Source organism: Streptomyces sp. NPDC043878, assembly GCF_056435735.1.
The window spans coordinates 14,810-32,737 of sequence record NZ_JBWKDW010000020.1; the positions used below are offsets into that span (position 1 = coordinate 14,810).

18 protein-coding genes are annotated in these 17,928 nt (G+C 73.5%); 10 read left to right on the forward strand and 8 right to left on the reverse strand.

What is annotated here, in order from left to right:
* Positions 1-11: 11 nt before the first annotated feature.
* The gene (locus tag AC07AZ_RS25910) at positions 12-563 is read left to right on the forward strand and encodes a PadR family transcriptional regulator (protein WP_478851704.1); all 552 of its coding nucleotides are present in this window, start codon (positions 12-14) and stop codon (positions 561-563) included.
* A gap of 12 nt (positions 564-575) precedes the next feature.
* On the opposite strand, the gene AC07AZ_RS25915 is transcribed toward AC07AZ_RS25910, so the two are convergent.
* Complete coding sequence (locus tag AC07AZ_RS25915) at positions 576-1,121, reverse strand: hypothetical protein (RefSeq protein ID WP_478851706.1); 546 nt, start codon at positions 1,119-1,121, stop codon at positions 576-578.
* Between the two features lie 227 nt (positions 1,122-1,348).
* Positions 1,349-2,425 carry a fibronectin type III domain-containing protein gene (locus AC07AZ_RS25920; protein WP_478852011.1) on the reverse strand — a complete coding sequence of 359 codons (1,077 nt, stop codon included), beginning with the start codon at positions 2,423-2,425 and terminating at the stop codon, positions 1,349-1,351.
* Between the two features lie 461 nt (positions 2,426-2,886).
* Here AC07AZ_RS25920 and AC07AZ_RS25925 point away from each other — a divergent pair, with 461 nt between their 5' ends.
* Positions 2,887-3,582, forward strand: a complete 696-nt coding sequence (locus AC07AZ_RS25925) for a glycoside hydrolase family 75 protein (RefSeq protein WP_478851708.1) — start codon at positions 2,887-2,889, stop codon at positions 3,580-3,582.
* Between the two features lie 46 nt (positions 3,583-3,628).
* On the opposite strand, the gene AC07AZ_RS25930 is transcribed toward AC07AZ_RS25925, so the two are convergent.
* From AC07AZ_RS25930 to AC07AZ_RS25950, 5 genes are all read right to left on the reverse strand, one after another.
* Positions 3,629-4,039, reverse strand: coding sequence for a PTS sugar transporter subunit IIA domain-containing protein (locus AC07AZ_RS25930; protein WP_478851710.1), 411 nt, complete (start codon positions 4,037-4,039; stop codon positions 3,629-3,631).
* Entirely contained in the window at positions 4,032-4,640 is a 609-nt protein-coding gene (dhaL, locus tag AC07AZ_RS25935; protein ID WP_478851712.1) for a dihydroxyacetone kinase subunit DhaL, read from the reverse strand. Before dhaL ends, AC07AZ_RS25930 begins: the two co-directional genes overlap by 8 nt.
* 44 nt (positions 4,641-4,684) lie before the next feature.
* Positions 4,685-5,677 carry a dihydroxyacetone kinase subunit DhaK gene (dhaK, locus tag AC07AZ_RS25940; protein WP_478851714.1) on the reverse strand — a complete coding sequence of 331 codons (993 nt, stop codon included), beginning with the start codon at positions 5,675-5,677 and terminating at the stop codon, positions 4,685-4,687.
* Between the two features lie 392 nt (positions 5,678-6,069).
* Positions 6,070-6,969, reverse strand: a complete 900-nt coding sequence (locus AC07AZ_RS25945; RefSeq protein WP_478851716.1) for an NAD(P)-dependent oxidoreductase — start codon at positions 6,967-6,969, stop codon at positions 6,070-6,072.
* A gap of 303 nt (positions 6,970-7,272) precedes the next feature.
* A complete protein-coding gene (locus AC07AZ_RS25950; protein ID WP_478851718.1) occupies positions 7,273-7,632 on the reverse strand; it encodes a DUF6479 family protein in 360 nt (119 codons plus the stop codon).
* A gap of 107 nt (positions 7,633-7,739) precedes the next feature.
* Between AC07AZ_RS25950 and AC07AZ_RS25955 the strand changes: the two genes are divergently transcribed.
* The 3 genes from AC07AZ_RS25955 (at position 7,740) to AC07AZ_RS25965 (ending at position 9,778) form a co-directional block, all read left to right on the forward strand.
* Positions 7,740-8,144: a four-helix bundle copper-binding protein gene (locus AC07AZ_RS25955; protein ID WP_478851720.1), complete on the forward strand. Its 405-nt coding sequence runs from the start codon at positions 7,740-7,742 to the stop codon at positions 8,142-8,144.
* 97 nt (positions 8,145-8,241) lie between these two features.
* The gene (locus AC07AZ_RS25960) at positions 8,242-9,432 is read left to right on the forward strand and encodes an acyl-CoA dehydrogenase family protein (RefSeq protein ID WP_478851722.1); all 1,191 of its coding nucleotides are present in this window, start codon (positions 8,242-8,244) and stop codon (positions 9,430-9,432) included.
* Between the two features lie 100 nt (positions 9,433-9,532).
* Positions 9,533-9,778, forward strand: a complete 246-nt coding sequence (locus AC07AZ_RS25965) for a hypothetical protein (protein WP_478851724.1) — start codon at positions 9,533-9,535, stop codon at positions 9,776-9,778.
* Positions 9,779-9,794: 16 nt separating this feature from the next.
* On the opposite strand, the gene AC07AZ_RS25970 is transcribed toward AC07AZ_RS25965, so the two are convergent.
* Positions 9,795-10,043 carry a nuclear transport factor 2 family protein gene (locus AC07AZ_RS25970; RefSeq protein WP_478851726.1) on the reverse strand — a complete coding sequence of 83 codons (249 nt, stop codon included), beginning with the start codon at positions 10,041-10,043 and terminating at the stop codon, positions 9,795-9,797.
* 56 nt (positions 10,044-10,099) lie between these two features.
* Between AC07AZ_RS25970 and AC07AZ_RS25975 the strand changes: the two genes are divergently transcribed.
* The 5 genes from AC07AZ_RS25975 to AC07AZ_RS25995 all read left to right on the forward strand — a co-directional run bounded on the left by AC07AZ_RS25975 (position 10,100) and on the right by AC07AZ_RS25995 (position 17,794).
* Positions 10,100-12,367, forward strand: a complete 2,268-nt coding sequence (locus AC07AZ_RS25975) for a serine/threonine-protein kinase (RefSeq protein ID WP_478851728.1) — start codon at positions 10,100-10,102, stop codon at positions 12,365-12,367.
* A gap of 88 nt (positions 12,368-12,455) precedes the next feature.
* Complete coding sequence (locus tag AC07AZ_RS25980) at positions 12,456-14,027, forward strand: phytoene desaturase family protein (RefSeq protein ID WP_478851730.1); 1,572 nt, start codon at positions 12,456-12,458, stop codon at positions 14,025-14,027.
* A 54-nt stretch (positions 14,028-14,081) separates the two neighbouring features.
* Positions 14,082-15,194 (forward strand): NAD(P)H-dependent flavin oxidoreductase, encoded by a 1,113-nt coding sequence (locus AC07AZ_RS25985; RefSeq protein WP_478851731.1) that lies wholly within the window; start codon positions 14,082-14,084, stop codon positions 15,192-15,194.
* Positions 15,191-16,765, forward strand: a complete 1,575-nt coding sequence (locus AC07AZ_RS25990) for an acyl-CoA synthetase (protein ID WP_478851733.1) — start codon at positions 15,191-15,193, stop codon at positions 16,763-16,765. Before AC07AZ_RS25985 ends, AC07AZ_RS25990 begins: the two co-directional genes overlap by 4 nt.
* Before the next feature lie 183 nt (positions 16,766-16,948).
* On the forward strand, positions 16,949-17,794 hold the full coding sequence (locus AC07AZ_RS25995; protein WP_478851735.1) for a sigma factor: 846 nt from the start codon (positions 16,949-16,951) through the stop codon (positions 17,792-17,794).
* The last annotated feature ends 134 nt before the right edge of the window (positions 17,795-17,928 follow it).

Genomic DNA, 17,928 nt, shown 5'->3' on the forward strand with positions numbered 1-17,928 from the left:
AGGATGAGCTCATGTCACTCCCGCACGCGATCCTCACCGCTCTGCTCGAAAGGCCGTCCTCTGGGCTGGAGCTGACCCGCCGGTTCGACCGGTCGATCGGCTACTTCTGGTCGGCGACGCATCAGCAGATCTATCGCGAGCTGGGAAAGCTGGAGGCCGAGGGACACATCCGCGCGCTGCCGGCCGAGCAGCCGGCCCGCGGGCAGAAGAAGAGTTACGAGGTCATGCCGGCGGGCCGGGCCGAACTGGCCCGCTGGACCGCCACGTCCCAGGACCCCAAGCCGCTGCGTGACGTGATGCTGCTGCGGCTGCGCGCCGCGGCCGTCGTGGGGACGGCCGGCATCGAGTCCGACCTGCGTCGCCATCTCGTCCTGCACCGGCGGCAGTTGGACGAGTACCGGGAGATCGAGCGGCGTGACTTCCCGCCCGGCCGGGACGGACCGCAGGAGCGCCTGCAGCACCTGGTGCTGCAGGCGGGCATCGATCTGGAGACCTTCTGGACGCGGTGGCTGGAGCGCGCGGTGGCGGAGTTCGCCGACCGTGCGGACGCGGCCGGCTCGTGAACGGGCCCGCGTTCAGAGCCGGTTCGGCTTCGAGCGGCGGCGCAGGAACCACGCGGCGGCGATGACTCCCGCGCCGACCAGCGCCCCGCCGGCCCCCAGCGTGAGCGGACCGTAGTCCCTGGTCGCGCCGCCGAGGCCGCCCATCACGCCGCGCGAGGGCGAGGATGAGGCCGTGGCGGAGATGGTGGGGGCCGAGGCGCGGGAGACGATGACGGACTGGGTGCCCGCGGTGCTGCCGTTCGAGCAGACCACGACCACGGTGTACGTCCCGGAACCCACCCCCGACCAGGCGGCGGACTGAAGGGCGCTCGCCCCCGTCAGCGCCGCCTGGCGGCCCTGGGCGAAGCTCGCCTGCCCGCTGTTGAGCAGCGAGGCGTTGCCCCAGCTGCCGTTCGTCTGCGTGCACGCGCTGGTGGTGACCGAGACCGTGGACCCGTTGGTGCTCACGGAGACGCCGGAGGCCGCCGTGGCGGGCCCGGCGAGCAGGGTGAGCGGCAGGGCGGCGGTGGCGGCGGCCGCTGTCAGGCCGGTCCGGTGGAGTGGCTGAAGAGTGCGCATAGGAACTGCCCTCCGGCTGCACGGTCGGCGGTACATCCTTGCGCCGCCAGAGGTCGGGGAGCGCCCGTGCCGCCTCAGTGGCAGCCAACGTGGCCCCGGCCCGTACCGCATGCGGACGGCCACCGGGCAGGTGACGGATTCCTTCGTCCGGAGGAGCGGCGGCGGCCGCCGTGCGGTGACGGAGTCGACCGCCCGCCTTAGCGGCCTCGCGGGCCGATCTTCCCCCGTTACGGGCCGGCCCCCGCGCCACTCGTCCCGGCTGTCCCGGTCGCCCCGGCCGTCGCGCCTCTCGTCCCGGCCGCCCCGGTCGCCGCGCCGCTCGTCCCGGTCGTCACCGTGCGCTCCGGGGAGAAGCCGCCCCAGGTGCCGTCGGGCAGCCGGGCGCGGACGCGTACCCGATGGGTGGCCCTGTCCTCGCGTCCCACGTAGAAGCTGTACGCCGCCCGGTCACGCGGGGCGTTCGCGCCGTACACCAGCGAGGTGGCCGGCCGGCCGTCCAGGTGGACCTGGTACTCCGTGACCGTGCCGTCCGTGCGGGGCGGCACCCAGGTGAGGTCGATGTAGTACGCCCCGTCGGCGCGGTGGGTGGTGGCGCGGAACCCGGTGGGGGCGGTGCCCCGTCCGTCGTCGGAGCCCGGCGGGGTGGTGAGGCGGACGGGGGCGCCGGCGGGGGAGACGTTGTCCGCCGCGTCCCGGGCTCGCACGGTGAAGGAGTAGCGGGTGCCCGGCCGCAGCCCGGTGACCACGGCCGCGGTCTGTGCGCCGCCCACACTGTGGATCTTCGCGCCGCCCTGGTAGATGTCGTACGACACCACACCCCGGTCGTCCGAGGACGCGGACCAGGACAGCTGGACGGCCCGGCCCCCGGCCGCTCGGCCCCGCGACCGACCCGGAGCCGTCGGCGCCGAGTGGTCCCCGGCCGCGGCCGCGGGCGTGGTGGCCCGCACCTGCCGGCTGAGCGGCCCCCGGCGCCCCGCGGTGTCCCGCGCCCGCACGGCGAATGCGTACCGGGTGGACGGCGCGAGCCTGATGATGTCCACCATGTGCTGCGAACCCGGGACTTCCTTGACCTTGGTGGTGCCGCGATACACCTCGTAGACACGGACACCGGTGGCCGACGACACCGCGTTCCACATCACGTGCACGCTGGTCGCGCTGCCCGCCACCGCGGTGACACCCGTCGGTGCTCCGGGCAGTCCGCCCTCGTCCGCCCCGGCGTCCGTGCCGCCCCCACCGCAGGACGCGACCAGCACGACGGCCGCCCCGAGGGCGAGGAACCGGCACAGGGTGAGGTAGCGGCACAGGGTGAGGAACCGGCGCGGGGGAAGAGAACGGTGCCGGGAGGTGGCGGGGCGGCGCCCCGGGGCAGTCGCGCGGGGAACGGCAACGCGTCGCACGGCTCTGCCTCCCGGGGGCGGCACGGCTGCAATGGTCCGGACCAATATGGCGCCCCGGTCGCCGGCACGGCAAGGGGGCGGGCGTCGGCGGGGACGCCGCGAGGGTTACGTATGCTGAGATCTCTCACGGCCGAACTCTCCCTGGGACAGGGGAAGTTCCCGTCGTCGGCGCGGACCGCTGTCGTCGCTCGTCCCGCGCCGGACGTGGGCGGCCGGGGGCCCGGAACCGTCACGGACCCGGGCCCCCGGCCCGTCCCCGGACCGCGACACGTGCACCGTCCAGCCCTCCAACGCTGGCCCGGCCCCCGAAAGGGCATCAGATTTGGCTGCGTGTTCGCCACCCGTCCCCCCTGGAGAGGGCTCCCATCGTGCGTGTCCAGTCGCTGACGCCGGCCGTGGCAGGCATCGCCCTGCTCGCCCCGACGACGTTGCCCGTCCCGCCGCCTCCCGTCCGCGTGGAGCCGGTGGTGCGGCACGAGGGCGCCGTCCTCGCCGCCGACCTGCTGGCCAAGGTGCGTGAGTGCGTCCCGGTGTCCGCCGGCCGTTACCGCAGCGACGCCGGCCGGCCCGCGACGATCCCGGTCTGCGGCGCCCGGGGGGTCGTCTTCTGGAAGGCCGACATGGACATCGACTGCGACGGGCGGCCGGGACCCCGGTGCAACCGCCGCACCGACCCGCTCTTCTCCGAGGCCACCGCCTTCGAGCAGTCCGACGGCCGCCATCTCAGCGCCGAACGCCTTCCGTACATCGTCGTGCCCGCCGCCAGCGCGCTCTGGAACCACCGCAAGCACGGAGTCCGCGGCGGTTCGGTCGCGGCCGTCGTCCACGGGGGCCGGGTGCGGTACGCGGTCGTCGGGGACGTCGGGCCGTACGACATCATCGGCGAGGCGTCGTACGCCACCGCCGAGGCCCTCGGTGTCCGCTCCGACCCGCGCGGCGGCGGCACGGCCTCCGGCGTCACCTACATCGTCTTCAAGGACACGCGGGTGACGCCCATCGAGAACCACGCGGCCGCCGTCACGCTCGGCGAGCGACTGGCTGAGAAGTTCGTGCGCGGCGGCTGACCGCCCCGGCCGTCGGCCCCCGGCCACGGCCAGGAGCCGGGCCGTCTCACACCTTTCGGTACGTGTACGCCTCCGTTGCCGCCGCCTCCACCGCCGCCAGGTCGGCCCCCGTGGCGGCCGTGACGACCGCGGCCACCGCGCCCTCGACGAACGGGGCGTCCACCAGACGGGTCGCCTCGGGCAGTTCGTCGCCCTCGGCGAGCAGCGCCTTCACGGTGAGGACGGCGCTGCCGAGGTCGGTCAGGACCGCGACCCCGGCACCCCGGTCGACGGACGCGGCCGCCGCGGCGATCAACTCCGCGCTGGTGCCGAGTCCGCCGCCCTCGGTGCCGCCCGCCGGAGCGACGGGCGGCACCGTGCCGCCGCCCGCCAGCCCCTTCGCCAGTTCGGCGACCGAGGCGGCCACCGCCGCGCTGTGCGACACCAGCACGATCCCGACCAGCCTGTCGTCACTCATCGGTCGCCTCCGCCGCTTCCCCGAGCGCGGCGACGAGCAGCGCCGCCGAGGTGGCACCCGGGTCCTGGTGCCCGATGCTGCGCTCGCCGAGGTAGCTGGCCCGGCCCTTGCGGGCCTGGAGCGGAGTCGTCGCCACCGCTCCCTCCTCGGCGGCGGTCCGGGCCGCGGCGAAACCCTCACCGAGCGCGTCCACCGCCGGTACCAGCGCGTCGATCATCGTCTTGTCGCCGGGCGCGGCACCGCCGAGCGCCCGGACCGCGTCCACCCCCGCCCGCAGCGCCTCGGTGAGCTGCTCCGCGCTGACCTCCCCGGCGTCCCCGAGCGCCTTGCCGGTACGCCGCAGCAGCGTCCCGTACAGCGGACCCGAGGCACCCCCGACCGTCGAAATGAGCTGCCGGCCGGCCAGTGTCAGCACCGCGCCCGGGGTGCGCGGCGACTCCTTCTCCAGCACGGACACCACGGCGGTGAACCCGCGTCGGAGATTGCTGCCGTGGTCGGCGTCCCCGATGGGGGAGTCGAGGGCGGTGAGCCGCTCCGCCTCACGGTCGACGGACGCGGCGGTCGCCGTCATCCAGCGGTGGAAGAAATCGGCGTCGAGCACTGGATCTCCTTGCGTGGTAGGGGCGTTCGCCTTCCCGTGCCGGTTCACAGACCCCAGCGCAGCCCCGGCGTCCGCACCGGCGCGTCCCACAGCCGCAGCGTCTCCTCGTCGACCTGGCACAGGGTCACCGAGGCACCGGCCATGTCGAGCGAGGTGACGTAGTTGCCGACGAGTGTGCGGGCGACGGGCACACCGCGTTCGGCGAGCACGCGCTGCACCTCGGCGTTGAAGCCGTACAGCTCCAGGAGTGGCGTCGCGCCCATGCCGTTGACCAGGACGAGGACCGGATTGCGCGGAGTCATGTCCTCCAGGATCGCGTGGACCGAGAAGTCGGCGATCTCACGCGAGGTCATCATGGAGCGCCGCTCCCGGCCGGGCTCCCCGTGGATGCCGACGCCGAGCTCCAGTTCGCCCGCCGGCAGGTCGAAGGTGGGACTGCCCTTGGCGGGCGTGGTGCAGGCGCTGAGCGCGACACCGAAACTGCGGGAGTTCTCGTTGACCTGCCGGCCGATCGCCTGCACCCGCTCCAGCGGCTGCCCCTCGTCGGCGGCCGCCCCGGCGATCTTCTCCACGAACAGCGTCGCGCCCGTACCGCGACGGCCGGCCGTGTAGAGGCTGTCGGTGACCGCCACGTCGTCGTCGACCAGGACCTTCGCGACCTGGATGCCCTCGTCCTCGGCGAGCTCGGCCGCCATGTCGAAGTTGAGCACGTCACCCGTGTAGTTCTTCACGATGAACAGCACGCCGGCCCCGCTGTCCACGGCGGCCGCCGCTCGCAGCATCTGGTCGGGCACCGGCGAGGTGAACACCTCGCCCGGGCAGGCCGCCGAGAGCATCCCCTGGCCGACGAAACCACCGTGCAGCGGCTCGTGCCCCGAGCCACCGCCGGAAACGAGGGCGACCTTCCCCGCGACGGGGGCGTCCCGCCGTACGATCACCCGGTTCTCCACGTCGACGGTCAGCTCGGGATGAGCGGCCGCCAGGCCACGCAACGCGTCCGAGACCACGGTCTCCGGGACGTTGATGAGCATCTTCATGAGTGCCTCCTGGTTCGCCTGGCAGTTGAGCACCGCACTGTCGCCGGCCGCCCCGGGAGACCGTCGGACACGGCCGTCGGGCGGAGCGACGGTTCCGGGACCCCACACTCGGAAGTATCGGCGCTCGGGAGGCGATGGTCACGTGGACGGACGATCTCCGGCGCACAGGGCCTCCCACCTCGGCAAACGTGGCGGCCGCCGGACGAACGGACAGTAGCGGCACGCCACGCACAGTCGCCGCCGGACGCCGGACGCCGGACGCCGGACGCCGGACGCCGGACGCCGGACGCCGGACGCCGGACGCCGGACGCCGGACGCCGGACGACCGCCGCGCGTGACCGTGACGGCTGGACAGACGCGACGGCCCTGCGGCGCGGCCTCGTGCTCGCGGGTCAGGCGGGAGGCTCGCCGGGCTTCTCGTCGAAGCTGGCGAAGTAGGCGGCGGCCATGTCCTCCTCGGCGTGGCCCTGGGCGGCGGCGCGCTCCAGCCGCTCCGCTCCCGCGGCCGCCACGTCCAGGCGGACTCCGTGCCGGCGTCCCGCCTCGACGATGAGCCGGGCGTCCTTGGCGGCGGTGGCCACCGCGAACTGGGCGGGGGTGAGCCGGTCCTCCAGCACGAGGGCGGCCTTGGCACGCAGGTAGCCCATGTCGAGCGGGCCGTCCGCGATGAGTGCGAAGAAGTCCTCCGGCCGCACGCCGAGAGCCTTCGACAGGGCGAGGACCTCGCCGGTGGCGTTGGTGGCGGCGAGCACCCAGCTGTTGGCCACCAGCTTGAGCCGGGTGGCGCTGCCCGTCGCGCCGTCCTCACCGGTCCACACGGTGCGGGCGCCGACGGCGTCGAAGACCGGCGTCACCCTCTCCCGGCCGGCGGTCGGGCCGGCGGCCAGCACCGTGAGCTGCCCGGCCTCGGCCGGCTGACGGGTCCCGAGTACGGGCGCGTCGTAGAACACCAGCTCGTGCGCGCGGGCGAACTCGGCGAGTTCGGCGGTGGCGTCGAGGCCCGCTGTCGTGGACTGGACCCAGACCGTGCCGGGGCGCAGCGCGGATCCGGCCTCGCGCAGCACGTCGAGGGCGGCGGGGCCGTCGTAGAGCATCGTCAGGACGACGTCGGCGTCCCGGACCGCCTCGGCGGGGGTGGCCGCGACCTGGGCGCCGTCGGCGCTGAGGGGCTCCGCCTTGGCTCGGGTGCGGTTCCAGACGCGGACGGTGTGCCCGGCGCGGGCGAGGTTGCGGGCCATCGCGGCACCCATGATTCCGGTACCCAGGACGCTCACGGTGAGCTTGTCGGTCATGACGTCGACTTCCTCGTTCGGCGGAGGTGCGTGGACTGCGGCGGTGCCGCGACCGACGATGCCACCGCGGGGACGCGCCGGGCGAGGCGGCAGGCGGGCACCCGCCCTGAGGCCTGTCCCGCGCTCGCCCCGTCCCGGACACGCGAAAGCGACCTGCCCCACGGGGTCCCGGGGGGCAGGTCGTAGGGCGTGGGGCTGGAAGCGGGTGGCGCGGATGCTTTCGCAGCCGGACGGGGTGGCGCGGGGGCCGCCGGAAACCGGCTGACCGGCGGCCGGCCGAACCAAGTGGTCCCGTTCGCCCGCTCAGGTCGCGCCCGGGCCGCCACTGCCGAACGAGCCGCCGCTTCCCTCGTCCCAGCGCGGCCGTTCCTTCGACCCGCTGGTGCCGGAACCGGTGTTTCCGTGCAGCTCGTGCGGGGTCAGGCGGTGGTCGCTGCGGGGCACCTCGTCGGGTTCCCGGTGTTCGCGGACCTCGCGGACCGGGCCGCCGTCGGGCATCCGGGGCTGCTCCTCGGGGCGCGGCGGGCGCGACTCGCGCCGCATCACGCGCACTCCCAGCCAGAAGGCGCCGATGAGCAGCGCCGCGATCAGCACGCCTACCACCACGATCGCGGCACCGCCGGCGCCCGTGCCCGCCGCCGTCTCCATCCATGCAGTAGTCATGGCACGCGAGTACCCCCGGCGGCCGCCCTGAACCGGCCCGTCCGCCGCCGCCCGCAAGCCTTGGGACACGGGGTTTGGCGGCATCGGCACCGGCTACCCGGGGTCACGTGACTACGACGACATCCCAGCAGGAGCTGTTCCGGTTCCTGGAGGACCGTTTCGCTTGTGCCCAGGCGTGTACCGAGTGCGCCAGGGCGTGCGCGTTGCGCGCCAGCCTCGTGGACCCGGACGCGACCGAGCGACAGGAACTGGTACGGCGCAAGGGCATCATGTGCGCGGAGGTCTGCGACGCGACCTGCCGAGTGCTGTCGGAGGAGAACCGCCAGGACGAGGCCGGTATCCGAGTCCAGCTGGAGTGGTGCCGGACGGTGTGCCTGGAGTGCGCCCAGGTGTTCGACGGACAGCCGGGAGCCGAGGGCAGCGCGAAGGCGTGCCGCGAGTGCGCCCAGGCGTGCTCGGACTTCATGGCGACCCTGAGCCAGGCGCCGGGGGCCACGGGAGTTCAGCGCTGAGCGCTCGGAGGTGAGCGCCCCGCCGCCATTCCCAATTTCTGGAACACGTTCTACGGTGTGCGCCGTCAGGATCGCCCTTGGCAAGCCTGGAGGCGCCGTGCACCTCGAATACACCCCCGACCAGCTGCGGCTGCGCACCGAACTGCGCGCCTACTTCGCCGACCTGGTGCCCGACCACTCCTCCACCCGCTACTCGGCCCGGCACTTCGACCCCGCCGCCCAGAAGCGCTTCTACCGCGACACCGTCCGCCGCCTCGGCACCGACGGCTGGCTGGGCGTGGGCTGGCCCAAGGAGTACGGCGGGCGCGGCCTGACGGCGATCGAGCAGTTCATCTTCTTCGACGAGGCGTCCCAGGCGGGCGTACCGCTGCCGCTGATGGCGCTGAACACCGTCGGCCCGACGATCATGCAGTTCGGCACGGACGAGCAGAAGGCGCAGTTCCTGCCGAAGATCCTCTCCGGTGAGATCGACTTCGCCATCGGCTACAGCGAGCCCGAGGCCGGCACCGACCTCGCGGCCCTGAAGACCCGCGCGGTGCGCGACGGCGACGACTACGTGGTCAACGGGCAGAAGATCTGGACGACCAACGGCGACACCGCCGACTGGGTGTGGCTCGCCGTCCGCACCGACCCCGCAGCCCCGCCGCACAAGGGCATCACCATGCTGCTGGTGCCGACCACCGACCCCGGCTACTCCTGCACCCTGATCAACACCCTCGCCTCGCACGACACCACGGCCAGCCACTACGAGAACGTCCGGGTCCCGGTCTCGCGCCGGGTCGGCGAGGAGAACCAGGGCTGGCGCCTGATCACCAACCAGCTCAACCACGAGCGCGTCACCCTCGCCGCGCACGGCACCATGGCCATCCGCGCCCTGCACGACGTCCGGCGCTGGGCGGCGGAGACGAAGCTCGCCGACGGCCGCCGGGTCGTAGACCTGCCCTGGGTACGCCGCCTGCTCGCCCGCACCCACACCAGGCTCGACGCGCTGAAACTCCTCAACTGGCAGATGGTGACCGCCGTCCAGGACGGCACCCTCACCCCGCAGGACGCCTCCGCGGTCAAGGTGTACGGCTCCGAGGCCCGCCGGGACGCCTACGCCTGGCTCATGGAGGTCGTCGGGGCGGCCGGCGCCCTCAAGGAGGGCTCGGCGGGCGCGGTGCTGCACGGCGAACTCGAACGCGGCTACCGTTCCGCGGTGATCTTCACCTTCGGCGGCGGCAACAACGAGATCCAGCGGGAGATCATCTCCTGGATCGGACTGGGGATGCCGCGGGTACGGCGTTAGCCTGCTGTGACGAGGATTTTTTGTTGGCACAAGAGCGGGATGGTTGGCACTGGTGACGGCGGCTCGGTCTGATCGGCGCCGAGATCACCCGGTGCGCCGTATGGAGCGCGAACTCATCGCGCAGTACCGGCAGAGGTCGAGGAACTGGTGCCCGGTTCAGTCCGCTCACCATCACGTCCGCCGGCGAAATCGCCTCGCTGCCCGACATGGTCAGGGCTACGAGCAGGTCAAGGTGCAGAACGCACACCGTTGTCTGGAGGAACTCACGCGGCTGCGCGACGAGTTCGGGGAGAGCCGCCGACTCGACACGCTCGACAGGACGGCGAGCGGGCCGGCGGATCGGTGAACCAAGGGTCCATCGCTCACCAGGTCGTGGCGGCTGAGCGGACCACGGACCACGTGTCGTCTTCGCGGGCGTAGTCCATGGTCATCCGCAGCCGCCAGTTCGCGCGGGTGCCGTACACCGTCGCGTCGGTGACGAAGCGGCCGGAGACGCGGGCTGTGTTGCCCTCGACCTCGACGGCCACGACGGACCGTCTCGGACCGGGCTCCCGGCCGCGGCCGTACAAAGCCGGTCGGTAGCTCGCCATACTGGACGGGCCACTCGCCATACTGGAGCGGGCCAGGGGAGGGTGGGGCGAGTCTTCGACGGGGGCGATCAGGGCAGATGGGGGACAGCGGGCTGATCCAGGGCCGGTACCGGCTGCTCGACCTGATCGGGCGGGGCGGCATGGGCGAGGTGTGGCGCGCGCGGGACGAGTCGCTGGGCCGGCACGTCGCCGTGAAGCGCCTCAAACCGCTCGGGCCGCACCACGACCCGTCGTTCACGACCGTGCTGCGTGAGCGCTTCCGCCGCGAGGGCCGGGTCGCCGCCGCGCTCCAGCACCGCGGGGTGACCGTCGTGCACGACTTCGGCGAGTCCGACGGCGTCCTGTACCTGGTGATGGAGCTGCTGGACGGCCGCAACCTCAGCCAGCTCCTGGAGGACAACGAGCACCGGCCACTGCCGGTCGCCGACGTGGTGGAGATCGCCGGCCAGGTGTCCGCGGCGCTCGCCTACACGCACCGCCAGGGCATCGTGCACCGCGACCTGAAGCCCGCGAACATCGTGCGGCTGACCGACGGCACGGTGAAGATCTGCGACTTCGGCATCGCCCGGCTCGGGCACGACATCGGCTTCACCTCCCGGCTGACCGGCACCGGCATCGCCATGGGCAGCCCGCACTACATGTCGCCGGAGCAGATCAGCGGCACCGAGGTGGACCAGCGCAGCGACCTGTACTCGCTGGGCTGCGTGCTGTACGAGATCGCCACCGGCGCCCCGCCGTTCGATCTCGACGACGCCTGGTCGGTGCTCGTCGGCCACCGCGACACGCCTCCCGAGCCGCCGCGCGGCCGCCGCGCCGAACTGCCCGCCTACCTGGAGAGGATCATCCTCGACCTGCTGGCCAAACTCCCCGAGGAACGGCCCTACGACGCCCGCGAGGTGGCCCGCAGGATCGACGCCGGCCGTACCACCCCGGCGTACGTGCCGACCGTGGTGACCCCGCAGCCGGTGTTCGGGCCGCCCGCGTCACCGGCGTCCGGCGAAGTGCTCCGCGGGCCCGGGCCGGCGGAGCGCGAGGGGCGCCTGCCGTCCTGGACCCGCGGGATGACCACCGGTCACAAGGCCACCGGCGCGGGCCTGCGGACCACGCCCCCGGACGCCGGAGCCGGCCTGACCGGCGAGTGGATCCCGCGCCCCCCGGCCGCCGGCCCGCCCGCACCGTCCGGCCTGCCCGATCCGTCCGCGCAGGCGGTCGCCGCGCTCGCCGGACGGCATGACGCGGCGCTCCGCCTCGGGCGGCTGGGCCGCTGGTCGGAGGCCGCCGAGGCGCACCGCGAGGTCGCCGACGAACGCGAGCGGCTGCTCGGCCCGGACCACCCCGACACCCTCTCCAGCCGCTACGAGCTCGCCTTCACCCTCAGCCGCACCGGGCACGCGGACGACGCGCTGCGCGAGTACACCCACGTGGCCGCCGCCAGGGAGCGCCTGCTCGGCGCCGAGCACGCCGACACCCTCGCCGCCCGCCAGGAGGTGGCCTACGTGCTGGGCCAGTCGGACCGCCACTTCGAAGCCCACCAGGTGTACACCTCGGTGCTCGCCGCCCGCGAGCGCGCGATGGGCCCCGACCACCCGGACACGCTGCGCTGCCGCCACAACCTCGCCTTCAACCTCAGCAGACTCGGCCGCCCGGACGACTCGTACCGCATGGCCTGCGACGTGGCGGCCGCGCGGGCCCGGGTGCTCGGCCCGCACCACCCCGACACCCTGGTCACCCGGTACGAGGTCGCCTACGCGCTGGGACAGCTGGGCCGCTGGGCGGAAGCCCTGCGGACCTACCGGGAGGTCGCCGAGGCCCGCGCCCGGGCCCTGGGACCCGACCACGCAGACACCCTCGCCGCCCGTTACGAGGTGGGCATCAGCCTGGGCCGCCTCGGCCACAGCGCACAGGCGCTGACGCTGTACCGCGACCTGATCGACGACCGCGCCCGCGTCCACGGCCCCGCCCACCCCGAGACCCTCCGCGCCCGGCACGGGCTCGGCGTCAACCTCGGCCGCCTCGGCCGCTGGGAGGAGGCGCTCGCCGAGTCCCGTGACGTCTGCGCGATCCGCGAGCGGGTCCTGGGCCCGGACCATCCGGACACCCTGATCAGCCGCCGGGAGGTGGCCGTCGGCCTGGGGTGGCTGGGCCGCTGGAGCGACGCGCTGGCCGAGTACCGGCGGGTGGCCGCCGCCCGCGAACGCGTCCTGGGCCCCGAGCACCCCGACACCCTCGCCAGCCGCAACGACGAGGCCCACTGCCTGGAACAGCTCGGACGCGGCGCGGAGGCCGTCGAGCTGTACCGGAGGGTCGCGGTACTGCGCCAGCAACGGGCTCCGGACGCCCCCTGACCACCCGCTGCCGGCGCGCCGGCAGCGGCGACGGTCCATGTGCCGCTCACCTCTGGCCGACCTGGATCACCCCGTGTTACGAAGAGGGATGCCTGCACTCGAGGGACCCCGGACGTACGACGTCGTCATCGTCGGCGGAGGCCACAACGGCCTGGTCGCCGCCGCCTACCTGGCCCGGGCCGGCCGGTCGGTGCTGGTCCTGGAGCGGCTGGAGCAGACCGGGGGCGCCGCCGTCTCCACCCGCCCGTTCGCCGGAGTCGACGCCCGCCTGTCGCGCTACTCCTACCTGGTCAGCCTGCTGCCGAAGAAGATCGTGCGGGACCTGGGCCTCGACTTCCGCGTGCGCACCCGAACCGTCTCGTCGTACACCCCTGTCGAGCGGGCCGGCCGGCCCACCGGACTGCTGGTCGGCGGCGGCGAACGCCGGACCCGCGAGGCATTCGCCCGCCTGACGGGCGGCGAGCGGGAGTACGAGGCGTGGCAGCGCTTCTACGACCTGACCGGCCACGTCGCCCGGCAGGTCTTCCCCACCCTCACCGAGCCGCTGCCCACCCGCGAGGAACTGCGCCGGCGCGTCGACGACGAGGAAGCCTGGCAGACCCTGTTCGAGCAGCCGATCGGCGTCGCGATCGAGAACCGCTTCGACGACGACCTCGTCCGGGGCGTCGTCCTCACCGACGCCCTCATCGGCACCTTCGCGGACGCGCACGACCCGGCGCTGCCGCAGAACCGCTGCTTCCTCTACCACGTGATCGGCGGCGGCACGGGCGACTGGAACGTGCCCGTGGGCGGCATGGGCGCCCTGACCGGAGCCCTGGCCGGGGCGGCCCGGGCGGCGGGCGCGGTCCTCGCCACCGGCCACGAGGTGGTGCGCATCGACACCGACGGACGGACCGCCGAGGTCGTGCACCGCACCGCGGACGGGGAGGGAGTGGTCGCCGCACGGCACGTCCTGGTCAACGCCTCGCCGCAGGAGTTGGCCGCGCTGACCGGCGACCCCGCCCCCGAGCCCGCGGAGGGCGCCCAACTGAAGATCAACATGCTGCTGAAGCGGCTGCCGCGCCTGCGGGACAGCTCCGTCGACCCCCGCGAGGCGTTCGCCGGCACCTTCCACATCGCCGAGGGCTACCAACAGCTCGCCGTCGCCCACAGCCAGGCCGCCTCCGGTGAACTGCCCACCGCCCCGCCCTCGGAGATCTACTGCCACTCCCTCACCGATCCGACGATCCTCGGCCCCGACCTCGTCGACCAGGGCTATCAGACGCTCACCCTCTTCGGCCTGCACACACCCGCGCGGCTCTTCGGCCGGGACAACGACGCCGTACGGGACGAACTGGTGAAGTCCACGCTGGCGCAACTCGACGCGCACCTCGCCGAACCGCTCTCCGACTGCCTGGCCACCGACGCGGAGGGCCGCCCCTGCGTCGAGGCGAAGACGCCGCTGGACCTGGAACGTGACCTGCGGCTGCCCGGCGGCAACATCTTCCACCGCGAACTCGCCTGGCCCTACACGCACGAGGACACCGGCCGCTGGGGCGTGGAGACCCGGCACGCGAACGTGCTGCTGTGCGGCGCGGGCGCGGTGCGCGGCGGCGGGGTGAGCGGGGTGCCCGGGCACAACGCGGCGATGGCGGTGCTGGAGGCGCGGCCGGAAATCTGACGGAGCATCAGAAAAAGTCTTCCGTCGTCCGGAGGAGTGCGGCATTCTGCGCCCATGCAGACGGAGTTGAGCAAGAGACTGGGAGTCGAGCACGCCATTTTCGGCTTCACGCCGTTCCCCGCCGTCGCCGCGGCCATCAGCCGGGCCGGGGGCTTCGGGGTGCTCGGCGCGGTCCGCTACACCGCCCCCGACGACCTCAAGCGCGACCTCGACTGGCTGGAGGCCCACGTCGACGGCAGGCCCTACGGCCTCGACGTCGTGATGCCCGCGAAGAAGGTCGAAGGCGTCAGCGAGGCCGAGGTCGAGGCGATGATCCCCGAGGGGCACCGCCGGTTCGTCGCGGACACCCTCGCCAAGTACGGCGTCCCCGGACTCGACGCCGGGGAGGCCTCCGGCTGGCGCATCACCGGGTGGATGGAGCAGGTCGCCCGCAGCCAGCTCGACGTCGCCTTCGACTACCCGATCCGGCTGCTCGCCAACGCCCTCGGCTCCCCGCCCGCCGACGTCGTCGCCCGCGCCCACGACCAGGGCGTCCTGGTCGCCGCCCTCGCCGGAAGCGCGCGACACGCCCGCAAACACGCGGAGGCGGGCATCGACATCGTCGTCGCCCAGGGGTACGAGGCGGGCGGCCACACCGGCGAGATCGCGACCATGGTGCTCACCCCGGAGGTCGTCGAGGCCGTCGACCCGCTGCCCGTGCTGGCCGCCGGCGGCATCGGCAGCGGACAGCAGGTGGCCGCCGCGCTCAGCCTCGGCGCCCAGGGTGTGTGGCTGGGCTCCATGTGGCTGACCACCACAGAAGCCGACCTCCACTCGGCCGCCCTGACTCGCAAACTCCTCGCCGCCGGCTCCGGCGACACCGTCCGCTCCCGGGCCCTGACCGGAAAGCCCGCGCGTCAGCTGCGCACCGAGTGGACCGACGCCTGGGACGACCCCGAGGGACCCGGCACCCTGCCCATGCCCCTGCAGGGCCTGCTCGTCGCCGAAGCCGTCTCCCGCATCCAGAAGCACGAGGTCGAGCCCCTGCTCGGCACGCCCGTCGGGCAGATCGTCGGCCGGATGACCGGCGAACGCAGCGTCCAGGCCGTCTTCGACGACCTCACGACCGGCTTCGAGCGGGCCGTCGACCGCATCAACCGCATCGCCGGAAGGAGCGCACAGTCGTGAGCACACCCCCCGCCGGTGCCACCGGCACGCCCCCCGTCGGATTCTGGGCCCAGGCCGCCCACGACCCCGACCGCACGGTGCTCGTCGCCCCCGACGGCGAGGAGTGGAGCGCCGGCCGCCTGCACGCCGCGGCCAACCGGCTCGTCCACGGCCTGCGCGCCGCCGGACTCGAACGCGGCGACGCCTTCGCGGTCGTCCTGCCCAACGGAGCGGAGTTCCTCACCGCCTACCTGGCCGCCAGCCAGGCCGGCTTCTACCTCGTCCCCGTCAACCACCACTTCGTGGGCCCCGAGATCGGCTGGATCGTCGCCGACTCCGGCGCCAAGGTGCTCATCACCCACGAGCGGTTCGCCGGCCCCGCCCGGCAGGCGGCCGACGAGGCCGGCCTGCCCGTCACCCACCGGTACGCCGTCGGCACGGTCGAGGGCTTCCGGCCGTACGCCGAACTCCTCGACGGACAGCCCGACTCGGCGCCCGGCGACCGCACCCTCGGCTGGGTCATGAACTACACCTCGGGCACCACCGGGCGCCCACGCGGCATCCGACGGCCCCTGCCCGGCAGGGTTCCCGAGGAGGCGTACCTCGGCGGCTTCCTCGGCATCTTCGGGATCAAGCCGTTCGACGGCAACGTGCACCTGGTCTGCTCGCCGCTCTACCACACCGCCGTGCTCCAGTTCGCGGGCGCGTCCCTGCACATCGGCCACCGGCTGGTGCTGATGGACAAGTGGACGCCCGAGGAGATGCTCCGGCTCATCGACGCCCACGGTTGCACGCACACCCATATGGTCCCCACCCAGTTCCACCGCCTGCTCGCGCTCCCCGAGGACGTGCGCGGCCGCTACGACGTCTCCTCCATGCGGCACGCCATCCACGGCGCCGCCCCCTGCCCGGACCACGTCAAACGGGCCATGATCGACTGGTGGGGGCACTGCGTCGAGGAGTACTACGCGGCCAGCGAGGGCGGCGGCGCCTTCGCCACCGCCGAGGACTGGCTGAAGAAGCCCGGCACCGTCGGCAGGGCCTGGCCGATCAGCGAACTCGCCGTCTTCGACGACGACGGCAACCGGCTGCCGCCCGGTGAACTCGGCACCGTCTACCTCAAGATGAACACCGGCGGCTTCGCGTACCACAAGGACGAGACCAAGACCCGCAGGAACCGCATCGGGGACTTCTTCACCGTCGGTGACCTCGGATACCTCGACGAGGACGGCTACCTCTTCCTCCGTGACCGCAAGATCGACATGATCATCTCGGGCGGGGTCAACATCTACCCGGCCGAGATCGAGTCCGTCCTGCTCGCCCACCCCGCCGTCGCCGACGCCGCCGTCTTCGGCATCCCGCACGACGACTGGGGCGAGGAGGTCAGGGCCGTCGTGGAGCCGGCACCCGGCCACGAACCCGGCCCCGGCCTCGCCGCCGCAATCCTGGACCACTGCGCCGAACAGCTCGCCGGCTACAAACGGCCCAGGAACGTCGACTTCATCGCCGAGCTGCCCCGCGACCCCAACGGCAAGCTCTACAAGCGGCGGCTGCGGGACCCCTACTGGGAAGGCCGCACCAGGCCCGTGTAGACCGGCTCCGGGACCACGCGAGCGACTTTTCGTCCGGCGGAAGGCGGAGGGCGCGCGCGGACAGCGCGCGCGCCGCCGCACCATGGGCCGACGGCCTCGTTATGCCGTCTGGTGCTCCTGGCCGGCCACCGGCCGGCGCGCGTGCCGCTCGACGAACCCGCCGGAAGGACACGGAAGTTGTACATGGAGCCGTTCGAGACGTACCGCCCCTGGCTGCTCGGACTCGCCTACCGGCTGCTCGGCGGCATGGGGGACGCCGAGGACGTCGTCCAGGAGGCGTACGCACGGTGGTCGGCCGTCGGCCGCAACGAGACGCGCGAACCCCGGACCTTCCTCGTCACGGCCGTGTCCCGGCTCGCCCTCGACCAGCTGCGGTCGGCGCGGGCGGCCCGCGAGGCGTATGTCGGGCCCTGGCTGCCCGAACCGGTGGCCACCGAGGCGCTCGGCCCGATCGGCACGACCGGGCTGCGCGACACCGTCGCCTACGCCACCGTCCACCTGATGGAGGGTCTGTCGCCCCCGGAGCGCGCCGTGTTCGTACTGGGGGAGGCATGCGAGGTGGGGTACGGGGAAACCGCCCGCATCCTCGACACGACCGTGACCAGTTGCCAGCGGCTGCACCACCGGGCTGCCCGGCTGCTCGCCGCAGGGCGCGACCGGTTCGCCCTCACCGAGGACGCGCACGCCGCGCTGCTGACCCGGTTCCTGGAAACCGCGCGGAGCGGCGACGCGGCGGGCCTGGCCGGCCTGCTGACCGAGGACGCCGTCGTCTGGAGCGACGGCGGCGGCAGGGTGAGGGCGGCGCTGCGCCCCATCGGGGGACGGCAACAGGTCGCCGCCTGCTTCGCGGACCTGTTCACCCGCCGGCCGCTCGGTGCGCCCCGCCTCGTGGACGTCAACGGCCGCCCCTCCCTGACGGGCACGGTCGACGGCAACCCCCTGCTCCTCACCGTCGACGTGACGGACGAGGGTGTCGACAACCTCTACGTCGTCCTCAACCCGGACAAGCTGGCCCACATCACGGGGTGAGCCGGGGTGTGGTGCCGCTCCATGAGTGCACCTCACATGTGCGCACCTCACATTGCGCACCTCACATGTGCGCACCCCGCATGTGCGTACCTCACATGAAGCGGCACCACACAAGGCCGCCATGGCCGCTGCAT

What these genes read in the sequence shown, in the direction of transcription:
- AC07AZ_RS25910 (WP_478851704.1), top strand. Translation starts at nt 12, where the DNA reads ATGTCACTCCCGCACGCGATCCTCACCGCTCTGCTCGAAAGGCCGTCC.
- AC07AZ_RS25915 (WP_478851706.1), bottom strand. Translation starts at nt 1,121, where the DNA reads ATGCGCACTCTTCAGCCACTCCACCGGACCGGCCTGACAGCGGCCGCC.
- AC07AZ_RS25930 (WP_478851710.1), bottom strand. Translation starts at nt 4,039, where the DNA reads ATGAGTGACGACAGGCTGGTCGGGATCGTGCTGGTGTCGCACAGCGCG.
- dhaK (WP_478851714.1), bottom strand. Translation starts at nt 5,677, where the DNA reads ATGAAGATGCTCATCAACGTCCCGGAGACCGTGGTCTCGGACGCGTTG.
- AC07AZ_RS25945 (WP_478851716.1), bottom strand. Translation starts at nt 6,969, where the DNA reads ATGACCGACAAGCTCACCGTGAGCGTCCTGGGTACCGGAATCATGGGT.
- AC07AZ_RS25950 (WP_478851718.1), bottom strand. Translation starts at nt 7,632, where the DNA reads ATGACTACTGCATGGATGGAGACGGCGGCGGGCACGGGCGCCGGCGGT.
- AC07AZ_RS25965 (WP_478851724.1), top strand. Translation starts at nt 9,533, where the DNA reads ATGGAGCGCGAACTCATCGCGCAGTACCGGCAGAGGTCGAGGAACTGG.
- AC07AZ_RS25970 (WP_478851726.1), bottom strand. Translation starts at nt 10,043, where the DNA reads ATGGCGAGTGGCCCGTCCAGTATGGCGAGCTACCGACCGGCTTTGTAC.
- AC07AZ_RS25975 (WP_478851728.1), top strand. Translation starts at nt 10,100, where the DNA reads ATGGGGGACAGCGGGCTGATCCAGGGCCGGTACCGGCTGCTCGACCTG.
- AC07AZ_RS25980 (WP_478851730.1), top strand. Translation starts at nt 12,456, where the DNA reads ATGCCTGCACTCGAGGGACCCCGGACGTACGACGTCGTCATCGTCGGC.
- AC07AZ_RS25985 (WP_478851731.1), top strand. Translation starts at nt 14,082, where the DNA reads ATGCAGACGGAGTTGAGCAAGAGACTGGGAGTCGAGCACGCCATTTTC.
- AC07AZ_RS25995 (WP_478851735.1), top strand. Translation starts at nt 16,949, where the DNA reads ATGGAGCCGTTCGAGACGTACCGCCCCTGGCTGCTCGGACTCGCCTAC.